18 protein-coding genes are annotated in these 19,542 nt (G+C 45.9%); 4 read left to right on the forward strand and 14 right to left on the reverse strand.

Going from position 1 to position 19,542, the window contains the following annotated elements:
- Positions 1-6: 6 nt before the first annotated feature.
- Positions 7-564: a DUF922 domain-containing Zn-dependent protease gene (locus tag N3Z11_RS06680; RefSeq protein ID WP_260656379.1), complete on the reverse strand. Its 558-nt coding sequence runs from the start codon at positions 562-564 to the stop codon at positions 7-9.
- A gap of 290 nt (positions 565-854) precedes the next feature.
- Here N3Z11_RS06680 and N3Z11_RS06685 point away from each other — a divergent pair, with 290 nt between their 5' ends.
- Positions 855-2,462: an amidohydrolase family protein gene (locus N3Z11_RS06685; RefSeq protein WP_260656380.1), complete on the forward strand. Its 1,608-nt coding sequence runs from the start codon at positions 855-857 to the stop codon at positions 2,460-2,462.
- 277 nt (positions 2,463-2,739) lie between these two features.
- On the opposite strand, the gene N3Z11_RS06690 is transcribed toward N3Z11_RS06685, so the two are convergent.
- The 6 genes from N3Z11_RS06690 to N3Z11_RS06715 form a co-directional block, all read right to left on the reverse strand.
- Entirely contained in the window at positions 2,740-3,324 is a 585-nt protein-coding gene (locus N3Z11_RS06690; RefSeq protein ID WP_260656381.1) for a DUF7010 family protein, read from the reverse strand.
- Between the two features lie 359 nt (positions 3,325-3,683).
- The gene (locus N3Z11_RS06695; protein WP_260656382.1) at positions 3,684-3,959 is read right to left on the reverse strand and encodes a hypothetical protein; all 276 of its coding nucleotides are present in this window, start codon (positions 3,957-3,959) and stop codon (positions 3,684-3,686) included.
- 141 nt (positions 3,960-4,100) lie between these two features.
- Entirely contained in the window at positions 4,101-5,045 is a 945-nt protein-coding gene (locus tag N3Z11_RS06700) for a hypothetical protein (protein WP_260656383.1), read from the reverse strand.
- 235 nt (positions 5,046-5,280) lie between these two features.
- Positions 5,281-5,703 carry a hypothetical protein gene (locus N3Z11_RS06705; RefSeq protein WP_260656384.1) on the reverse strand — a complete coding sequence of 141 codons (423 nt, stop codon included), beginning with the start codon at positions 5,701-5,703 and terminating at the stop codon, positions 5,281-5,283.
- A gap of 149 nt (positions 5,704-5,852) precedes the next feature.
- On the reverse strand, positions 5,853-6,104 hold the full coding sequence (locus N3Z11_RS06710) for a hypothetical protein (RefSeq protein WP_260656385.1): 252 nt from the start codon (positions 6,102-6,104) through the stop codon (positions 5,853-5,855).
- 67 nt (positions 6,105-6,171) lie between these two features.
- Positions 6,172-6,561 carry a SirB2 family protein gene (locus N3Z11_RS06715; RefSeq protein WP_260656386.1) on the reverse strand — a complete coding sequence of 130 codons (390 nt, stop codon included), beginning with the start codon at positions 6,559-6,561 and terminating at the stop codon, positions 6,172-6,174.
- A 467-nt stretch (positions 6,562-7,028) separates the two neighbouring features.
- Between N3Z11_RS06715 and N3Z11_RS06720 the strand changes: the two genes are divergently transcribed.
- Positions 7,029-9,296 carry a nitric-oxide reductase large subunit gene (locus tag N3Z11_RS06720; protein WP_260656387.1) on the forward strand — a complete coding sequence of 756 codons (2,268 nt, stop codon included), beginning with the start codon at positions 7,029-7,031 and terminating at the stop codon, positions 9,294-9,296.
- A gap of 114 nt (positions 9,297-9,410) precedes the next feature.
- Here N3Z11_RS06720 and N3Z11_RS06725 read toward each other — a convergent pair whose 3' ends face one another.
- The 6 genes from N3Z11_RS06725 to N3Z11_RS06750 form a co-directional block, all read right to left on the reverse strand.
- Positions 9,411-9,863: a hypothetical protein gene (locus N3Z11_RS06725; protein ID WP_260656388.1), complete on the reverse strand. Its 453-nt coding sequence runs from the start codon at positions 9,861-9,863 to the stop codon at positions 9,411-9,413.
- A gap of 141 nt (positions 9,864-10,004) precedes the next feature.
- On the reverse strand, positions 10,005-10,736 hold the full coding sequence (locus N3Z11_RS06730) for a DUF4386 domain-containing protein (RefSeq protein ID WP_260656389.1): 732 nt from the start codon (positions 10,734-10,736) through the stop codon (positions 10,005-10,007).
- A 46-nt stretch (positions 10,737-10,782) separates the two neighbouring features.
- The gene (locus N3Z11_RS06735) at positions 10,783-11,301 is read right to left on the reverse strand and encodes a GrpB family protein (RefSeq protein ID WP_260656390.1); all 519 of its coding nucleotides are present in this window, start codon (positions 11,299-11,301) and stop codon (positions 10,783-10,785) included.
- Positions 11,302-11,513: 212 nt separating this feature from the next.
- Entirely contained in the window at positions 11,514-11,870 is a 357-nt protein-coding gene (locus N3Z11_RS06740) for a hypothetical protein (protein WP_260656391.1), read from the reverse strand.
- A gap of 275 nt (positions 11,871-12,145) precedes the next feature.
- Positions 12,146-12,943, reverse strand: a complete 798-nt coding sequence (locus N3Z11_RS06745; RefSeq protein ID WP_260656392.1) for a glucose 1-dehydrogenase — start codon at positions 12,941-12,943, stop codon at positions 12,146-12,148.
- Between the two features lie 159 nt (positions 12,944-13,102).
- Positions 13,103-13,609: a nuclear transport factor 2 family protein gene (locus tag N3Z11_RS06750; protein WP_260656393.1), complete on the reverse strand. Its 507-nt coding sequence runs from the start codon at positions 13,607-13,609 to the stop codon at positions 13,103-13,105.
- Between the two features lie 779 nt (positions 13,610-14,388).
- Between N3Z11_RS06750 and N3Z11_RS06755 the strand changes: the two genes are divergently transcribed.
- Complete coding sequence (locus tag N3Z11_RS06755) at positions 14,389-16,566, forward strand: AAA family ATPase (RefSeq protein ID WP_260656394.1); 2,178 nt, start codon at positions 14,389-14,391, stop codon at positions 16,564-16,566.
- A 2-nt stretch (positions 16,567-16,568) separates the two neighbouring features.
- Entirely contained in the window at positions 16,569-17,438 is an 870-nt protein-coding gene (locus N3Z11_RS06760) for a DUF3226 domain-containing protein (protein WP_260656395.1), read from the forward strand.
- A gap of 494 nt (positions 17,439-17,932) precedes the next feature.
- On the opposite strand, the gene N3Z11_RS06765 is transcribed toward N3Z11_RS06760, so the two are convergent.
- On the reverse strand, positions 17,933-19,459 hold the full coding sequence (locus tag N3Z11_RS06765; protein WP_260656396.1) for an ATP-binding protein: 1,527 nt from the start codon (positions 19,457-19,459) through the stop codon (positions 17,933-17,935).
- Positions 19,460-19,542 lie beyond the last annotated feature (83 nt).

A 19,542-nucleotide genomic window follows, 5' to 3' on the forward strand; every position in this document is an offset into this window, starting at 1 on the left:
GGTCAATTATAAGCTCTGCAACGAAGCGCCTTCAGTTTCCCCGTAGCGGGTTTCTTTGTCGTAGGCCAGCTGCGCTGCTTTGGCTTTTTCCAGAATGGTATTGGCAACTGCATTGGCTTCCTGCTCCAGTACCTTGCAGTTGGCTTTGGAACCCAGACTTCTCAGGGCATCATCAATATCGCTGGCGGCTTTTTTAGCAATAGCCACATGCTTCATTTCATGACGCAATAAATTTGGATACCAGCGCGCCCACAAGTCCTGTACCTCTGTGGTCGACACCTGCAGTTTTGGCAAGGTCACTTCAATTCTCAGATCGGTGACATAACTGTCGATGCGACATTGCCGGTTCCAGTTTTTGACATAAAAGCGCCACTGAATGGCATAACTGCTGTCGGCAATATCACTGAGGCCATCTTTTTTGATGGGCGTGTGGGCTGCGGTGGCGGCTATCAGCTCTTGTTTGCTGCTGGCATTTACCGGGTAATACACATAATTTTCCCACAACTCGACCTTGGCCTGGGCGGCAGTGCCAACAAACAGCAATATCAGCGTGATTAAGCGCACAACAACCTCGTTTTATAGTGAAATCAATAAAATAGCAGACATTGAGGCCTGCAACAAAAACAGCAGTTATCAATGTACTGAGCGCCGGCGAAGAATGCAATCTGAGGCACTACAGCTAAGGGGAAAACAACAGCTTCATCGCCAGTGAGCCATCACAATAAAACGCAAAGCATGACATTCTGGCTCGTTTTATCGCAGCAGCGGCTCTGTTAACCGTATCGGGTTGCCACAAATGGCGGCTATTGCCACACTGGCCTGGATAACTACAATCACAACGCAGCGGAACTTTTATGTATAAAAATAATGCCCGTCCACGCCTGTTTGGCACCCTATTTTTGTTGGTTTTCAGTTGTTTATTACCGGCCCAGGCAGCAAGCTCAACCGAGCGTACGCCTTCAGCACCAGAACGCGACCGCGGCGACGGGCCTTATCAGCGGCTGATTTTACGCGGTGGCATTTATGTCAGCGGTGAAGGCGCACCAGCGCAGGGGCCTGTTGATATTGTCATTGAAAACGACCGTATCGCCGAAATTGTGGTGGTGGGAAATCCGGGTTTGCCGGTGAAAGCCGAAGGCAGGCCCGTTGCTACCAAAGGCGATAAAGAGCTGGATGTCAGCGGCATGTATATTCTGCCCGGTTTTGTTGATATGCACGGCCATATTGGTGGCTCTGCCCCTGGCATTCCGGCCGAATATGTATTTAAACTCTGGCTGGCGCACGGTATTACCACAGTGCGGGAGCCCGGCAGTTTTAACGGCCTCGACTGGACCTTAAAACATGTCAAAGCCTCCAACGAAAACCGCATTGTGGCGCCTCGTATTGTGCCTTATATCGGTTTTGGTCAGGGCCTGAAAAAACCTGTGTTCAGCCCGGAGCAGGCGCGGGACTGGGTGCGTGGTGTGAAAAAAGCCGGTGGCGCCGGTATTAAGTTTTTTGGTGCCACTCCGGCCATTATTGCTGCGGCACTGGATGAAGCCGGCAAACTCAAACTTGGCACCATGATGCATCATGCCCAGCTCAACGTGATGCGCACCAATGTGCTGGACAGCGCCAGAATGGGACTGACCTCAATGGAGCACTGGTATGGTTTACCGGAAGCACTCTTTACCGGTCAGGTCATTCAAAACTATCCGGCGCATTATAACTATCAGAACGAACAAGACCGTTTTGCCGCGGCCGGCGAGCTGTGGAAACAAGCAGCAGCGCCCGGTTCTGAGCGCTGGAATGCAGTGCGGGATGAGCTGATTAAACTGAACTTTACCATTAACCCAACGCTCACCATTTACGAAGCCACCCGCAATGCCGAAGCGCAGCGCAGCGCGCCCTGGCATCAGGACTATACCCTGCCGACCTTAAGCAAATTTTTTCAGCCCAATCGTGACGCCCATGGTTCGTTCTGGTTTGACTGGACTACTGATCAGGAAATTGCCTGGCGTGAAAACTACCGCATCTGGATGTTGTTTTTAAACGACTTTAAAAACCATGGTGGTCGTATTACCACAGGCTCAGACGCCGGTTATATCTATAAAATTTATGGTTTTGCCTTTATTCAGGAATTGGAGCTATTACGCGAAGCAGGTTTAAATGCACTGGAAGTGATCCAGGCTGCCACCTTAAATGGTGCACAGGCGCTGGGCCTTGCCGATGAAATTGGCAGTCTGGTACCGGGTAAAAAAGCCGACATGCTGATAGTGGCAGAGAACCCGCTGGCCAATTTTAAAGTGTTGTATGGCACAGGCCATTACCAGCTCAATGCCAACAACCAGCCAGAGCGCACTCAGGGTGTACGTTACACCATTAAAGACGGGGTGGTTTATGACGCGCAGCAGCTGTTAAGCGACGTACGGGCTATGGTAAAACAAGCCAAAGCAGCGGAGTCTGCCAAAAGCACAAACTAAAAAACACAACTCGCTGATGTCACTGCACCGCAACTGATGCCAGTGCACTACAAAGAGTTCACTACAAAGAGTTCACTACAAAGAGTGCACTGCAACGAGTGCACTGCAAAGAATGCACTGCAAACTGGTGTAACTGCCAACTCAGTGATTGCTGTGGCAGCCATAGCAAAAAAAGGGCAAAACAACGTTTTGCCCTTTTTTATTGCGGCGAACAGCAGACAAACTTTTTGTCTGCGCCTTCTGGCAGTATGGAGATATCGCCGGTTCTCTTCGCATGTTAACTTTCAGGCTGAAATTTGTGCAAAGCAAAAGCGCTGTTTTGTTGTGCTTCTTTTTTATCCTGCACAAAAATCAGCAGCGCAAACAGCAGTTCAATCACACCACCGGCCAGGGCGCCGTACAAAGGTGCTGCAGCAAACTGGCCAAGCACAAAACCGGCCCCCGCCAGCGCTAAACCACAAAACCAGAATAACCGCATGCCAAATAAGCTGCTAAACACCAGATAACGGCCGCCAATCACCAGCAACATGGCCGGAAAAAACCACTCGATACGTAGCTGCGCAGCAGCAAAAGCAAGCGGCAAACTAAAAATCAGCCAGAAAGTGCTGGCATAAGCCAGGCCCGCCAGCGGATTGCCTTTGCTGTGATTGCCGGGCCGCCCCGCTAATTTGGCAATAACAACACCAAGCGGATGAATAAACATACCGCCAATCAGCAATACCCAAAGCGCCTGCTGCGCCGAATAAAATATCACCACACCAGCGCTGGCAAGCCAAATCAAAGACGACGCCAACATACCTGCAGCGCCGCTGCAATAGGCAAAACGCATATCGGTCTGAGCAGCATTCAGTGAATCTTTCATAGAGTAAATCCTTTTAATCATCAATATGTTGCGATAAAAGCAACAACAAAGGTGGAGAGCGAAGATAAGGTCAGCAATAGCTTTGACTGTGCCAGCCTGTCAGGCACCGGTCAATATGCTTTGTTGGTTTTATCAACAATTTTCAGCTGAAGTAGGAAGTCAGATCCGATGAACAGCCGGGCTGGCACCAACACTTGCCGGGGTGTTCAGATCAAGGTTTTGTGCTGGCCGCAGTGATGAAACTAATCAGCCTGAAATAAAGTGCAGGCGTTATTTTCCGGTTTTTGCTCACCCGCTCCAGCTGCCGGCTTTTTTGCCGGATTTAGCTGCCGGATTTAACTGCCGGATAAGGGATTGTTTTATGCTTTTGGCGGCTCGCCCGCTTCATCTTTTTGCTTTACCTGCTGCTGTTTAATTTGCTGCAGTTTTTTAATTTCGGTCGGAGGAATAGGCAATAACGAAATCAGCGGTAAAAACGCCAGCATTAAATAAGCCCCGGCACTGCGGCGTTTGGCCCAGCGCACCAACCTGACCAGCAGCCAACAGAGCAACAGCAGCATCAACACCACAATAGTACAAAAGAGCACATCACCAACAATCTGCACTCCAACAGAAGCCTGCTGCATCACTGCCATTATTTTTTCTCAAATAAACAATAACTTGCTTTCTAATTGGGGAGCAGCAGGCAATTATCAAGTGTACTGGCAGCAACCGGCAAATATCACAACCTCAGCCCTGCTTTGCAGCCTCTGGCCATCTCTGTGCGGCTGCCAGGCTCAGAGTGCGGCGTTTTGCACAATACGCCGGAATTCATCCTGGTGGCGGCTGATACGCGCCCCATCACAACTGGTGCATAACCAGGGGGTGCCTTTCCCGGTGAGCATCACCATAGTGGCATTCTGGCATTTTTTGCATTTTGTCCAGCTCACCATTTCGCTGCATGGCTGAAACAAATCACAGTGAATATCGGGTCGTCGTCCGGCCAGCAGGGCAATGTCTGCCATTGGAAAAGTATTGCTTAACAGCAGCTGTTTCAGCGCCGGCAGCATGGCAATAAGTTCCAGCGATTGATCTTCAATATCAACAGTTTGTAGTTGCAACCATTGCAGTTGTTTCAGCGACAACAAAGGCGCAACAGAGTTGAGCTTTAAAGTTTTTAAGCTGTTTGAATCACCGGTTAATGACAAACCACGCAGTGCTGTCAGGGGAGTTAAAAACGACAGATCATGACTCGCCCTGATATTCTCAAGCTCCAGCCATCGGAGTTGCGTTAACTCAGACAGCACCTCCAGCGGCTGCAACGACGGTGTGCTGCCAAGGTGCAGATAGGTTAATTGTCTGGCAGCACTGAGCGCAGCAGCGCAGGTCATGCCACCCCATTTAATATACAAACCTTTCAGCTTTGGCATGGCACAGGCTGCATCAAACAACTGTTGAGGCACTCTGGACTGCAACCACAAAAACTCAACCTGCTGCAGCTGTGGCAGGTATTCACACCAGGAATGCAGTAATTTTTTCTGAGCTGCAGCGCTCAGATCCGTCTGAGTGCAGGCAAGAGCAAGGTGTTTACCGCCCTGATAATCCGCCAGCTCCCGGATAGTTCTTGGCGGAAAGTTTAGTTCCGGCCTGTAATGCCAGAAACTATGCCATGGCTCAATAGCTCCGGCCTGTCCGGCGGCAGCACCAATCTCACGCTCCAGCACTAGTTTTAATTCGTCCATTGATATGCTCTCAATGCAGCCGGCCAACAAACCAGGTCACAACAGCCTGCTACAGCGCAACCGGGCAGCGCGCGCTGGCGACGATACGCACTCAGCAGCTTGTGGAAAGTTAATGAAAAAATAGCTTTTCTGGGTTTGGCGTCAGCCCTGAAGCCATCAGTATCGGCATGTGCACCGCCAACCCAGCAAGGTACTGCTGTTATGCAGCTGTTATGCAGCTGTCCATCGTTCTGGCTTATAAACAAAGGCCAGACTTGCCCTGCCCCAGCGCAACCGGCACATCGGCCTGCCCGACGTGATAATACAAAGCCAAAATTTGCCAGCCGGCATCGGCTTTATAAAGCTGAATGCTGTTGACTCCAACAAAATCAGCGGCTTTGGCGTTTTTATCTGTTCTGGATTCCACCACACTGTACACAGTGGCAAAAAGGTCGTGTTGTACCAGCTGGCGGCTCACTTCACATTCATAAAAACCTTTGGGTCTGGCTTTGCCCATTCCCTGCAAAAACTCAGTGGCTTTGCTTTGGCTTAACTTTGGCTGGCCTTCTTTATAGGTAGCGCCAAAGACCACGGCATCGGGGTGAAATATGGCCTGCAGACTTTTTACGTCAGCAGCAACTCCGGGTTCATGCGACAAAGCGCGCCATAATGTAGCCATTGTTTGTTCAGGTGTGCTGTTAAGTTGCTCCGGGCTGTTTGCAAAAACAGTTGCACTACATAATAGCGCCGGTAATATCCAATAACGCATCACAACTCCTTGTTTTATTTTGTTTTTCCTGAAAACAGTTCAAAATCAGACTACTGATGTTATTGATCAGTCTTGTCATCTTCATCTTTTATATCTTTCACTACTTCTTTGGTTTTCTCACCTACAGCTTTCACTGCATCTCTTGAAGTGTGACCAATTTTTTTGGTGACATCCCGGGTGGTATGGCCGACTTTTTTCGCTACATCCCGGGTACCATGACCAATGGCGCGGCCGGTATCTTTTATTTCGGCACAAGATGCCAAGAGCAAAAATACTGGCAACACCACAGAAATTTTTAGCATTAGATTCATCAGGTTATTCCTTGTATGCCAAGCGGCAACAGTGAAAGGGTTCCGACTAACATAGCAGCTGCACAGGTTAAAATAACAGTGGCTTGAACCTGGCAAGGTAAAAAATACCAGCAAGCAGCAGCACCGCCAGCAAGGCAAAACCCAGTCTGGTGCTTTTTGCATAATTTAACGTCAGCGCCGCTTTGCCGCACAGAATATAACAGACTAATAATAAAATCTTAATGCCAAGCCAATGATGTATAAAAGGTTTCCAGGGGCCAACTGCCAAAAGTGCTAATGCCATAGTCAGCAGCATGGTATCCACCAGATGAGGCACAAAACGTAGTTTACTGGCGCGCCACTTAAAGCCACCTGTTATGGGCATCCACATATCCAGCAAAAAACGGCCGATAAAAAGGCTGACGCTCAGATAAGCACACAACATATGAATTTGTTTTATTTCAAGATAATACTGCATTGTTGTTTCCTGTTATTTTCCGGCCTGCTGCTTTGGCTGCACTGAAGTACAACTGCAACATCGCTACTTATGCAGCAACCGTTTTCTGCATGCTGGCAAGCCCTGCATGCTGGCAATTCCTGCTCACTAGCAAGGCCCGCACACTGGCAAGACCTGCACAACACACTACTTTTGCGCCACCTTAAAACATTCAGCTTAAGTGGCCTATATCGCCAAATAGGTAAAGCCGCAGCGAGCATCGCCGGCAGGGTATTTTTCACCACAGCAGGGTATAAAAAACCCGGCTGCAGCAAGGTAAAAAACACCCCGACCTGCATAAAACCATGAAAATACCAAGCAGATTCAACATCTTAATATCTGGCCTGTTTATTGCCAAAGCAGCTTAGCCGTGGAACCCCCGGCGCAAAAAACAACACAGGAATACCATATGAACAGTCCGCATCTTTATCACACTGCAGGGGGTCTTTATGGCCGGCTATCGTAAACTCTGGTGGCTGTTAATCGCCATCCTCGCAATTACCTTTTCAGTGCTGGGTTATTTTGGTGCTGAAGTCTATCGTTCCGCCCCACCTATTCCGGCCAAAGTAGTGGACTCAACCGGTCAGGTACTGATGACCGAACAAAGCATTTTAGACGGTCAGACCGCCTGGCAATCTGTGGGCGGTATGCAGCTGGGTTCTATCTGGGGCCATGGTGCTTATCAGGCGCCGGACTGGACAGCCGACTGGCTGCACCGTGAGCTCACTGCCTGGCTGGAGCTGGCCGCTCAGGCTGAATTTGGCACCGGCTATGCCAGCCTGAATGAAGCGCAGCAACATCAGCTGAAATTTGCGTTAAAGCAGGCCTATCGCACTAATACTTATGACAAAAACAGCGATACGCTGCTGCTCAGTGATCGCCGGGTGCAGGCCATCACCCAAACCGCCGCCCATTATCTGGCGTTATTTGGCGACGATGCGGCGCTTGCGCAAACCCGCGCCAATTATGCAATGAAAAACAATACCCTGCCCTCGCTGGAACGCCGGCAAGAGCTCACGCAGTTTTTCTTCTGGACTGCCTGGGCCGCCAGCACAGAACGCACTGCCAAAGGCGCCACTTATACCAATAACTGGCCCCATGAGCCGCTGATTGATAACAGACCCACAGCAGAAAACCTGATTTGGTCGCTGGTCAGTATTATTTTGCTGATCGCAGGTGTGGGTGGTTTGATTTGGGGCTGGGCCTTTTTACGCCAGCATGATGAAGAAGAGCCAGCCGCGCCCAAACTGGACCCTATAGCCCGGTTAAAACTGACACCGTCACAACGGGCTTTGGGCAAATATATTCTGGTGGTGGTGGCGTTATTTACCCTACAAGTGCTGTTGGGTGGTTTTACCGCGCATTACACGGTCGAAGGTGATGGTTTTTATGGTTTAAATACCACCGAATGGTTGCCCTACAGCCTGGCCCGTACCTGGCATATTCAGGCGGCGATGTTCTGGATTGCCACCGGCTTTTTGGCGGCAGGTTTATTTTTAGCGCCCATTATTAACGGCGGTAAAGATCCTAAATATCAGAAACTTGGGGTTGATGTGCTGTTCTGGGCTCTGGTGGTGCTGGTGGCAGGCTCTTTTGCCGGTAACTACTTTGCCATTATGCAGATCATGCCGGCGAACTTAAGTTTCTGGTTTGGCCATCAGGGTTATGAATACATCGACATTGGCCGCTTCTGGCAAATTATTAAATATGTTGGGGTATTGTTCTGGTTAGTGCTGATGCTGCGTGCTGTGGTACCGGCCTTTAAAGCACCGGGCGATAAAAACCTGCTGGCACTTTTTGCCGCTTCGGTAATATGTGTGGGGCTGTTTTATGGCGCTGGTTTGTTTTATGGCGAGCGCACCCATTTATCTGTGATGGAATACTGGCGCTGGTGGGTGGTACATCTGTGGGTAGAAGGCTTTTTTGAAGTGTTTGCCACTGTGTCGCTGGCATTTATTTTCAGCAGCATGGGCTTAGTGTCGCGCACTGTTGCCACCAGTGCCAGCCTGGCGTCAGCTTCGTTATTTATGCTCGGTGGTATTCCTGGTACTTTCCACCATCTGTATTTTTCCGGTACCACCACCCCTGTCATGGCGGTGGGTGCCACTTTTAGTGCGCTGGAAGTCGTGCCTTTGGTGGTGCTGGGTTATGAAGCCTGGGACAACTGGCGTTTACAACACAAAGCGCCCTGGATGGCTGATATTAAATGGCCTTTGATGTTTTTTGTTGCTGTGGCGTTTTGGAATATGCTCGGCGCCGGTGTATTGGGTTTTATGATCAACCCACCAATCGCTTTATATTACCTGCAGGGTTTAAACACCACGCCAACCCACGCTCATGCTGCGCTGTTTGGGGTTTATGGTTTCCTGGCGCTGGGTTTTTGTTTATTGATCCTGCGTTATATCCGGCCACAGCTGGCCTTCGATGAAAAGCTGATGAAAACCGCGTTCTGGTGGATGAACGGCGGCCTGGTGCTGATGTTATTTACCAGCCTGCTACCAATTGGTTTTATTCAGTTTTATGCCAGCGCCACCGAAGGTTTATGGTACGCCCGCAGTGAAGCCTTTATGCAAAGTGACATTTTGCATGCACTGCGCTGGATCCGCACTTTCGGCGACGTGATTTTTATTATCGGCGCTTTAGCAGTGAGCTGGCAGGTAGTGAAAGGGGTATTTGACCAAAAAGCCGCAGCCCAACAGCTGCAACAATTGGGTTGAGCCGACCGTTTTGCTGTAAACAAACAGCAGCGTTCAATAACAAAAAGGCATCGTTGAACGATGCCTTTTTTTATGTTGGCTAAAGCCATATTCTGGCGAAGGCCTGTGCCGGTATCAGGCTGCTTTGTCAGATAACAGCTTAATTTGCTCCGGTTTTTTCACCCTGATATGGGTTTGGTAATAATACAAACCCGTTGGCTTACCCTGCGACATAAAGTCAATTTTCATCCGCCGCGCCTGGCCTTTGACCAACAACTTTTTGCCAACAAAATATTGTTGGGCCGAAGCTGCATCAGTACCGGCCAGAGCTGCAGCCACTGCCGGGCTCATTGCAATAGTAATATTGCGCTGGTCGCGATAATCCAGTTCGGTATTTAAATAAACTGCCCGGCCATCAGTGCCGGCAGCCTGAATGCTGAGCTGATACTCTCCCACCACCCCTTCAGGCGCTGCCGCTGCTGCAGCGGCAATAATATCCATAGTGCTGGCCCGAGTACGCTCTGCGCTGCCCTGCATCGCAGCACAGCCTGACAATAACGCCAGCATCACTACTGCGGCTAATTTCATAAAACCTCCGGTTAAATCCATTTAAAAAACAACATACTACACTTAAAACACCGCTGGCCCAAAAGCTTCTTCAGCCGGCCAGCAATATATGGCGGTTGCTCCACTGCCGCCTTTGCTTTCTGGTTCCTCCGCTGCTTTGTGTTACTTAGCCAGCACTGCTGCAGGACTATTTAGCTTTGCTTGCCAGGCTGCTGTCTTCAGGCCACAGCATAAGAACCACAAAGTAATAGCCAGCTCACCCAATAAAGAAGGTGCCAGCACCCAGGGGAATAACAAAGTAGCAAGATCCGGCGCCAGTAGTTGGGCGGCGCTATTTAATACATAACTGCCACCTGCTGCTATTAGTAAATAACCCAAAAATGCAGGCAAAAATTCAGACTTAACAATCAGATAACCCCGAATGATGCAGGTCACACCAAAAAAGATCAGGCCAATACCAAAACCATGGCTGTGCATTTTCACCCAAAAGGCCGTTAGCTGCGCCAGCAGCTCGGCCGGCATCGCTGCCTGAGCAGCAGGGGCAAGCAGTAGCAAAGGTGCCACTAACGCCAGTTTATTCACCGCCAGCACCGAAGTTTGCACAATATTAAATAAAGTGGCGGTGATGGCCAGGCCATGATGCACCGGCTTTAACAGCAGATAAAACAGCACAATCAAAGGGATATCGAGCAGCTGCATTAACAAATCACCACCAATACCGGCGCGCCATAAACCGGGCGAGTTGGCAATATTGGCGGCGGTGGCCGCAGCATCCCCGGCCACCACTAAAGTGCCACGCACCACAGTTTCACCAAATAAACCAAGGGCAATATTGGCAAGATAAGCCACACCTGCCAAACGCAGATAAAAATTGGGGTTTTGGGCAAAGTTCATCACACTTCCTTTTCTTTTTTATCGGCTTTAATGGCAAAAAGCGCCATTAACTGTGGTACCAAAGCAGTGCCAGCTGCTGGTGCCACAACACAAAATCCTGTTTATAGGCCATATAAAGTTCGCTGTTATGCTGGCATTGTCTGGCCGCCTGCTGTTTGAGCTGTGCATATTCAGCCGCAATAGCCGGATGTGCCAGCAAATAGGCTTTAAAAGCTCTGTGGTGTAACAAATGTTCATCACCGCTTTGAAAAGCGTGTACATGATGGCTGCGACTGCTCTGCCCTTTTTGATAATACCGCCGGCCGGCAATGCCATGCTCACCTTTGGCCTGGTAACCCAGCGCCTGCATAGCCGCAAGCTGCCCATCCAATGCGGCAACAGACACCACCTCAAGCAGAATATCAATAATGGGTTTGGCAGCAAGGCCAGGCACAGCAGTGCTGCCAATATGTTCAACCAACAGCAGATTAGCGCCAAGTGCTTGTTGCAACAACTGTTTTTCTGTTGCAAAAAGTTTCACCCAGTTCTCATCATAAGGCACAACTTCAATGATACGTTGGCTCATTATGGTTTCCTTTATGCTGAAAAGTTGGGGGGCGCGGCCAAACGTCTGAACTACTGAAAAAACCGAAGAGCCTTGATAGCCGCAGCTACAGCAGTATAACCAGCATAACGACTACAGTTGGGTGAAGCCGTTGTGGCTGTGCAGATAACAAAACAGTATCAACACAGCACTTTTGTGGGCCAAAGCGTGAGTTTATAGCGGCTTAGTGCCTGTTATTTATCCTGTATTGCTGACTGCGCTACCGACACTTTAGTGGGCGAGGTTTTGGCTAATGCCAATACTTCGGTATAGGTTAAACCGTGAATTTTTTTACCAATCACCGCGTAGTTAAATTGGTTGATCATGGTTGGATCATCAATCACGTCATAGGCACTATTTACATCAGAAAACTGGATGGCCAGCAATGCCATTAAAAACTCGATGTGCTGCGCTGGCTTTAAGCGCTTAGACATATAAACCACCCCCTGCTCTGTGGATTTTGCCGTGGTGCCGTCAAATACAAAGCTGTTTTTTGTGCTGGCACAGCCCAAGGCCAGCAGCATAAAAAGCAGCACAAATAAATGTTTCATTGAATGTCCTTATTTATCAAACAGCGGTCATGTCTAGCTAAATTGGCTAAACAGAATTTACCGGCAGGTAAAAAGCTAATATTTACATACAGATAACAAATTAAGCTGTCAATAACAAGCATGGTGCTTTTGTTATTTGCGTGCCCTGAAGGTTGGATCCGAACTTCGCGTTTTTTTGCCATCAGCCCGAAGCAGGTTCTACTTGGCTTCGGCAGCTTTCACCGGCAAACAAGCATAGATGCAGACACAAAACAGCAGCTGATGATTGTCAGCCGTTATTTGGCTGGCGTTCCGGCTGAACCTGCCAGAATACCACCATCAATATTAATTTCTGTGCCTGTCAGATAAGCGGACTCATCAGACGCCAACATCACAGCAACACAAGCAACTTCCGCTGGTAAACCAAAACGCCGCAATGGCGTGTCTTGCACAAAAGCCGCCATATTAGCTGCTCTGTCCGGGCCATTGCCGAGCATGGGCTCCCACATTGGGGTGAGAATTGCCGCAGGGTGAATGGAGTTACAACGCACTGTTAAATTTTGCTGGGCACAATACAAAGCCACACTTTTTGTATGATTGCGCACCGCCGCTTTACTGGATGCATAAGCAGCAGCTGTTGGAATACCGACAATACCAGAGCGCGAAGAAATATTAATAATGGAACCCTGCCCCGTGGCGCGCATGGCTTTAATTGCATACTTACAACCTAAAAACACGCCATCCAGGTTGGTTTCGTGCACCTTGCGCCAGGCAGCTAAGCTGGTATGTTCAGGGTCATGCGGCACAAAACCTTCTTCAAAACCGGTAATACCTGCGTTATTGACCACAATATCAAGCCGGCCGTGCTCCTGAAGAATGTCCGCTGTCAGTTTTTGCCAGCCATGCTCATCCCGCACATCCAGCAAGCGGAATCTGGCACACTGCCCTATGGCCAGGGCAACTTTTTCGCCATTCTCCTCGTCAATATCAGTGACATAAACAAAAGCGCCTTCGCCAGCAAAATGCAGTGCAATAGACTCGCCTATGCCCCTTGCAGCGCCTGTCACTAAAGCAATTTTTCCTTTGAGTCTCAAAATTCAGCCTCCTTTATATCTGCTGTATATCTGCTGTGAAGAGCTTTTGTTGGCAAACAAAAAATGCCCCTGCGCACTGATGCCGGATCAACATCAACATCAACTGTCACAAAACAACTTTCAACAAACCACTTTCAGCGAACCACTTTCAGCGAACAGCTAAGGCGCAGGCCTGTGACCATAACTCAGTACCCGGGTAAGCTGCCATTTGCCTTCTTGCTCGCGCCAGATCATCGTAAAATCTGCCAGCCCTTCACATTTACCGCTTGCGAACTGGCAAAAACGGTGTGAACCCTGTGCTATGGCGCCAAAACCTTTAATGGGATACACCTTCAGACTACCTGCCACCAGCTCACGACTAAACTTGCCGCACACATTGTTGCGGGTGCCAGCAATCATCTCGTCCCTGGTCCAGGTAACACCGCCGTTGTCATGGTAAAACTCCACGTCCGGTGCAAAAAAACCAGCATGTTTATCAAGTTGCCCCGGCTCAGCACAGCGGTTAAATGCAGCAAACACCAAAGTGTCGAGTTCGGCCACAGTGTTGTACAGCTGATTGGGCTCAGCTGCTGCTTCCGGCTTGGGCGCTTGCTTAGCATCGGCATTGGCCATAAAAATAGTGCCGGCAACAACACCAGCCAGGGCAAGGTTTAGCAGTTTTATCACGTCAATACTCCTGTTTGCAGACTGCGAACACCCCAAAGCTGGGGCTGGTTTTATCGCAGTGATAATTTATCCTGATGCCAGGGTTTGCCATATTTAACCTTTGCGCCATGCAACACCATCGCCATTTTTTCACAAATAAGTGTTACAAATGAGAATATTACCAACGCTGTACATGGTTTTAAATTTTGGGAAAGGCCACTGAATATAAGTTTTAACCACTATAGGGTGAGGGTGATGGTGCGGGCAATTATTGAGTTGTAACCAGTTATTGTGTGGAAGGTTTGGCCTGCGGTTTGGCTTTGATTTTCAGCTTGCAGCTGAGGGCGCTGTAGCAGCGGAGACTCGCCTCCGCGGGCGAGTCACTTTTTGTATCGACAAAAAGTGACATAAAAAACGACCCCGGGATCGTTCGAAAGCCCGTGGTTTTGACTCGCTTTTGAGGCGCCGCCTGCTTTTTAAAACCACGGGGCAGCGGCTGCTAACGTCACCCCGCTCAAAAAGTTGTCGGCTTAAAACCTCAAAACCGGCCAAAACCACGGCTCACTGCACGGGGAGGAAAAGCGCGGGCTTGTGGATTTGGTTGTCTGGTTTGTGCCAATTGCTGACCAAGTAGTTCATAACACCTTTAATTAGGTTGCAGAATTCAGCGTGTCACTACAGTCAATGCTAGGCGGTAATTCTTAACTGCAAGACTATGATTTCAACATCAAATACAATATGCTTCTGATATAAAATAGGTATTGACAGACATTAAATGTTACGCATTCTGGAGTTTTAAAATGTCAGATGAAGCTGCTATTTCTGCCTCCAATTCACGGAAGGTTAGCCTTAAAAATCTTTATTTAGACCCCAATAATTTTAGGTTAATTCATGAACAAGAGCAGGTAGATGTCACTGACGACAAAGTGAAAGATAAAGATGTTGCGGGCCGAACTTTACGTCTAGTCATTGGTGAAAAAAATCAAAATGTGCAGGACTTAATTGATAGCTTTAAATCAAATGGTTATTTACCTGTAGATCAAATTCAAGTAAGACGAATCGACAATGGTTACGTTGTTGTAGAAGGTAATAGACGTATCGCCGCCTTAAAGATACTACAGAACGAGCATGAAACAAAAAGTATTGATCTTGGAAAACTTGACCCTTCATTATTCAGTTCTGTACCTGTCGTCTTGTATGATGATGCTGACGAAGTTCACCATTTAACATTAATGGGATTAAAACACATTAGTGGAAATAGAAAATGGGGTGAATGGAACCAAGCCAAATTACTTGAAGCACTAGCTTTAAAGCATGGCATGCCAGAGGACGAAATCTGTAAACGAATAGCTATTAGCAAAATGGAACTTAGACGCAGTATTAGAGCCCTTGCAATTGCTAATCAATATATAAGCTCTGATTATGGAGATCAGTTTAATGAGTCCATGTTTCCAATATTTAGGGAGGCTGCAAGAAATACAGCTTTAAAAGATTGGATTGGATGGGACGAAACTAATGGCATAGCAAAAAGCTCTGAGAATGCAGAACTATTCTTCAGTTGGATGTCTCGAGAAACTGACGAAGATTTAGAAGATTCAGACAGTGAGTACTCTGGTAAATCATTGAACTATTTAGATCCTGTAATAACTAGGCGAGATGATATTGTAACCCTATCGAAGATTATAAAAGATCCTAGCGCGCTGGATAAACTAAAACAATATAGAAACCTTAATGAAGCATTCCGAACAAGTGATCTTATTTTTAAAGAAAAAATAAAAGATGCAATATCATCTGTAGTAAGTGATGTAGACACACTAAGCCAGCTATCTATATCCTCAGATCAAACTATTGTTTTAGAAGAGGCCTTAGGAAAATTAAGAACAATTGTCGAAAAATCAAGAAATAGTAACATTATTGGAGTGGAACAAAAATCTGTTTTTTACGATAAAATTGACAGCCATTTTTCTTCAATTAAAATAATAAATTACAAATCATTATCAGGCGTGTCAGTTAATAAAATTTCTAAAATAAACTTGTTCGCAGGATTAAACAATTCAGGAAAAACAACTTTTCTAGAAGCCGTATACTTACTTTGTAAACAAAATGATTTTAACGGTCTTATCGACGTAATTCGAAGACGAGCTAAAATCACTGAAAACCACATACCAGCGAAATGGCTAGCAGATCAAATAACCAATAACATACACGTCGAAGGTGTTTTTGATCAGAAGCAAAGTTCAATTGAGATTCGCCCTCTTTACGAAGAAAGCAGAGATGTTGATAGAACAAGATATCTAAAATCAATTGAAATGCTTTCTTCATATGAATCTGTGCAACAAGAAGCAATGGTGCGCATCTACCAAGGTAGAGACAGAGAAACTCAAGCTGACTCAATAAAATTGTTAGCAAAAGTAGCGTTTAGCAGCCCATTCTTTTTGAATGAGGCGCATCATTATACGGCCTACTACCATAAAAGTGTTCAGTCGAAACTTTTACCAGAAATATTCAAATTTATAAGAGAGAAGATAATACCAAGCATAAAGGACATTAGATTGGTAGACGAGTTTCAACGTTTTTTAGTAACGGATGATAGCTTTGACACATCTATAGATTTAACTTCGTATGGAGAAGGCTTGCAAAGGATATTTTTCACTTCGTTGCTATTCGCTTCTTGCGAAAATGGAGTAATTTTAATCGACGAATTTGAAAACGCGATCCACACAGATTTGCTATCTACATTTGTCCCATTTATTCATTCTTTGGCCACAAAATTCAACGTCCAAGTGTTTCTTACATCTCACAGTAAGGAATGTATTGATTCATTTATAACAAACATTCCAAATGAATGTGATGGCGACTTTAGCTTTCACGCTTTTGTAAGAAAAGACAGCGGTAACACTATTGTACGAGAGTTTAGTGGAGAGATGTATAGAAAAATATTAGAGGCAGGTGATGTTGATTTAAGGAAGGCAAAATAAGTATGGAAAAGGATATCTTAGTACTTTTTTGTGAGGGACCTCACGATTCTGCATTTGTTAAATTAGTATTTAGTCGCCTGTTAGCTTTTAAAAACGAGAATATTAAACTTTCAGAAATGCCTTACCCATTTGGAAAATTATTTAAAAATATAATTAACAGCCATGCAGCTGATGATTTTTCACTTAGTATGGCTCATAAATTTTTTCTTCCCGACACAGTAATGTCAAAAGAGAATCATTATGTATTTATTTTCAATTCTGGAGGTAAAGATGAATATGAGAAAATTAAACAATTTATTCGACGCTTAGTTCCGTTAGTCAATGTAGCTAATGTATTCTATGATGATGCCACAAGTATTACGAGTTCAATTAAATATCTTTTTCTATATGATGCAGATATTCAGACAGTTGAACAAATAGCAACAAAATTACGACAGGAATTATCTGATATTTCTGATGGTAATTTCATGAGTTCAGATTGGGCAGACAGCGGATATATTTCAGGAAGAGTAATTGAAGATAAGTCTCTCTATGTTTGGGGCAACGAACAAAATGTCGGAACACTAGAGGATTTGCTGATACCTATGCTTCAGAGCAACTACCCAGAAAAAGTTTCACAAGCAGATCAACATCTTAGCGAAGTTTTTCAATGGGACACCGAAAATAATTCTCCACAACGTGCAGTTGCGGAAAAAGCTAAAAAGCAGAAAGCAATTATTACTGTTATGGGACAGAGGGATAAGCCTGGCTCTTCTTTAAATGTAGTACTTGGGCAATCGAATTTATTTACAGAACAAGTTTTGCTTACCTCAGAACCTACAAAAAAGTTTGTAGAATTTGTGAAGGAATTTGTTTTAAAAATTGAAGCTTAGTTTTATCAATAAATTGATGTAATAGCAGCGGTTAGTTTTTTAAGATTTAGTTTGTAGTTAATAGGCGAACAAAAAATCTTTATATTAGGTTATATCACATTTACTTACCAAAGTTATTAGCGGCGGAGGGTAAATACCAGTGAGCAATAGGAATGAAGAGTCAGAGCAAAACCGCTGTAAGGTATTGGCTCTGACTCCTGTGAATCTATTAATAAGTTGGTTAAGGACACGTCAGCAATTAAAGGGTTTCAAGACCATCTCTTTTTAATGAAGTTGGTTAATTTTTAGCATTCACTAGCATTGACGAACGTTAGAATTTTAAATAGGTTGGTTAACCTCAAAAGAAATCATAAGACATTGATTAATAGAGATATTTAAACCGACACATTAATCAATGACCTTTGAAAATGCGCTAAATATACCCACATCAATCGGCATGTCTTGAATATAACTTTGGAATGTATCAACTAAGCGAATGACGCAGAGCGGCCATTTTAATCACCTATCCTCTCATGTATTTGGACATCAATCGCCGACTCGTCACTTCGTACCTCGTAGTAGTATTCGGGTTTCCGATAAACATTCACCATCTGATGACCAGTCGAGAAAGTATTATCTTCGAGGTGTTTCTGATTGCCCCAAATAATCTCCTCAATCTCATGGGTCAAGTAGTCACTGAACTCACCGCCTTGCATCGCGAGTTTCTCTATCTCATTGATCATATGCAAATTTTCAACATTCTCGGTTTGCGAATCTGGCATAACAATAAACAAATAATCTCGCGCCCGGCTTATAGCTACGTTTAGGATATTCTGTTTGTTTAGGAACATCCGAGAGTCTTTTGAGATTGTCGGTGGAGGATTAAAAACAGAGATGATAATGTCGCATTCATCCCCTTGAAACCCGTGGATCGTTCCAACGTGAACATCCACAACATCTGGCTTTTTAATCCATGAGTCATTAAGTCTACTTAGGAGGCTTGCTTGGGCACGATAGGGAGCTATGATGCCGATTCGAACCGTTCCAGTACTATTTGTTTCGATTTGATCTGCTAACCAACGAACAAACTCAAATGTAAACAACGCCGAATATGTCTGATAAGGAGTGCCACTTTCCAGCCTCTTTGGTCGATAGATGCTCTCATACTTACTTACTGGAAATTTGATTAGATTGATAGGTTTTAAATTGAAGCCCTTGAAGCTTAGCTGTCGCTGGGACTTGGAATCACGATGATGCTTCAGAACACCATTATAAGTGAAACGACTGAATAACTCCCCGATAGCTGGGATACTCCGGTACTGTGTCTCAAGATTTGTTATCAGATAATCGTGAGGTTCTGTATGTGGTCTCGAAAAAGATCCTACCTTGTTCAGACCAACGAGAGTATAGATATTTTCATCTCTCCATTGCTCAACAGAAACAATAGGTTCAATTTGAAACGGATCCCCGGCAATTATGAATTTATTAGGTTTCTGCCGGTATAGAGGATAGATGATGCTTGCTAGTGAAATCATAGAAGCCTCATCTATAACAATAACATCCCAATCCAAGTCATAAAGCTTACAGCCGTTTTCGCCGGAAAAACCATCATAGGAAAAACGAGCAATCGTCGTGACAGTTATTGAACGGTCTAAAGCTCTTATATCGAACGATCTGTCGCGCCAAACTCCTGCGGATTCGATTCGTTCGTCAGCAGATGTTCCAAATCGAACCAGCCAATTCACATAACTTGTATTATCACCCATGCAATCTATTATGCGGGTTGTCAGTACATCAGCCGCTTTGTTGGTTGGAGTTAACACGATAATTCTTTGCTTATCGTTCCCAATCATTCTAGGAATTAGCACCTTATCAGCAAGATGGGTCGTCTTACCTGTTCCCGGCGGGCCAAAGACAAATTCGATCTCTGAAGTAAGAGCCGCCTTCATATCGAAATTTTCGGCGAACTTAAATTCACGGAATCTCTCAAGTAACTCTCTTAATAGGAAAGAAGGATTGTGAATTTCGATACGGGCTTCCATTACCTCTGACCTTTCCCCCAAATTTAAGACCATGACATTGATGAGATTTCCAATAAAATGGAACCAATGGAGATCTCAAAATG

Origin of the sequence: Rheinheimera sp. 4Y26, from assembly GCF_025245835.1 — a bacterium.
Taxonomy (GTDB): domain Bacteria; phylum Pseudomonadota; class Gammaproteobacteria; order Enterobacterales; family Alteromonadaceae; genus Pararheinheimera.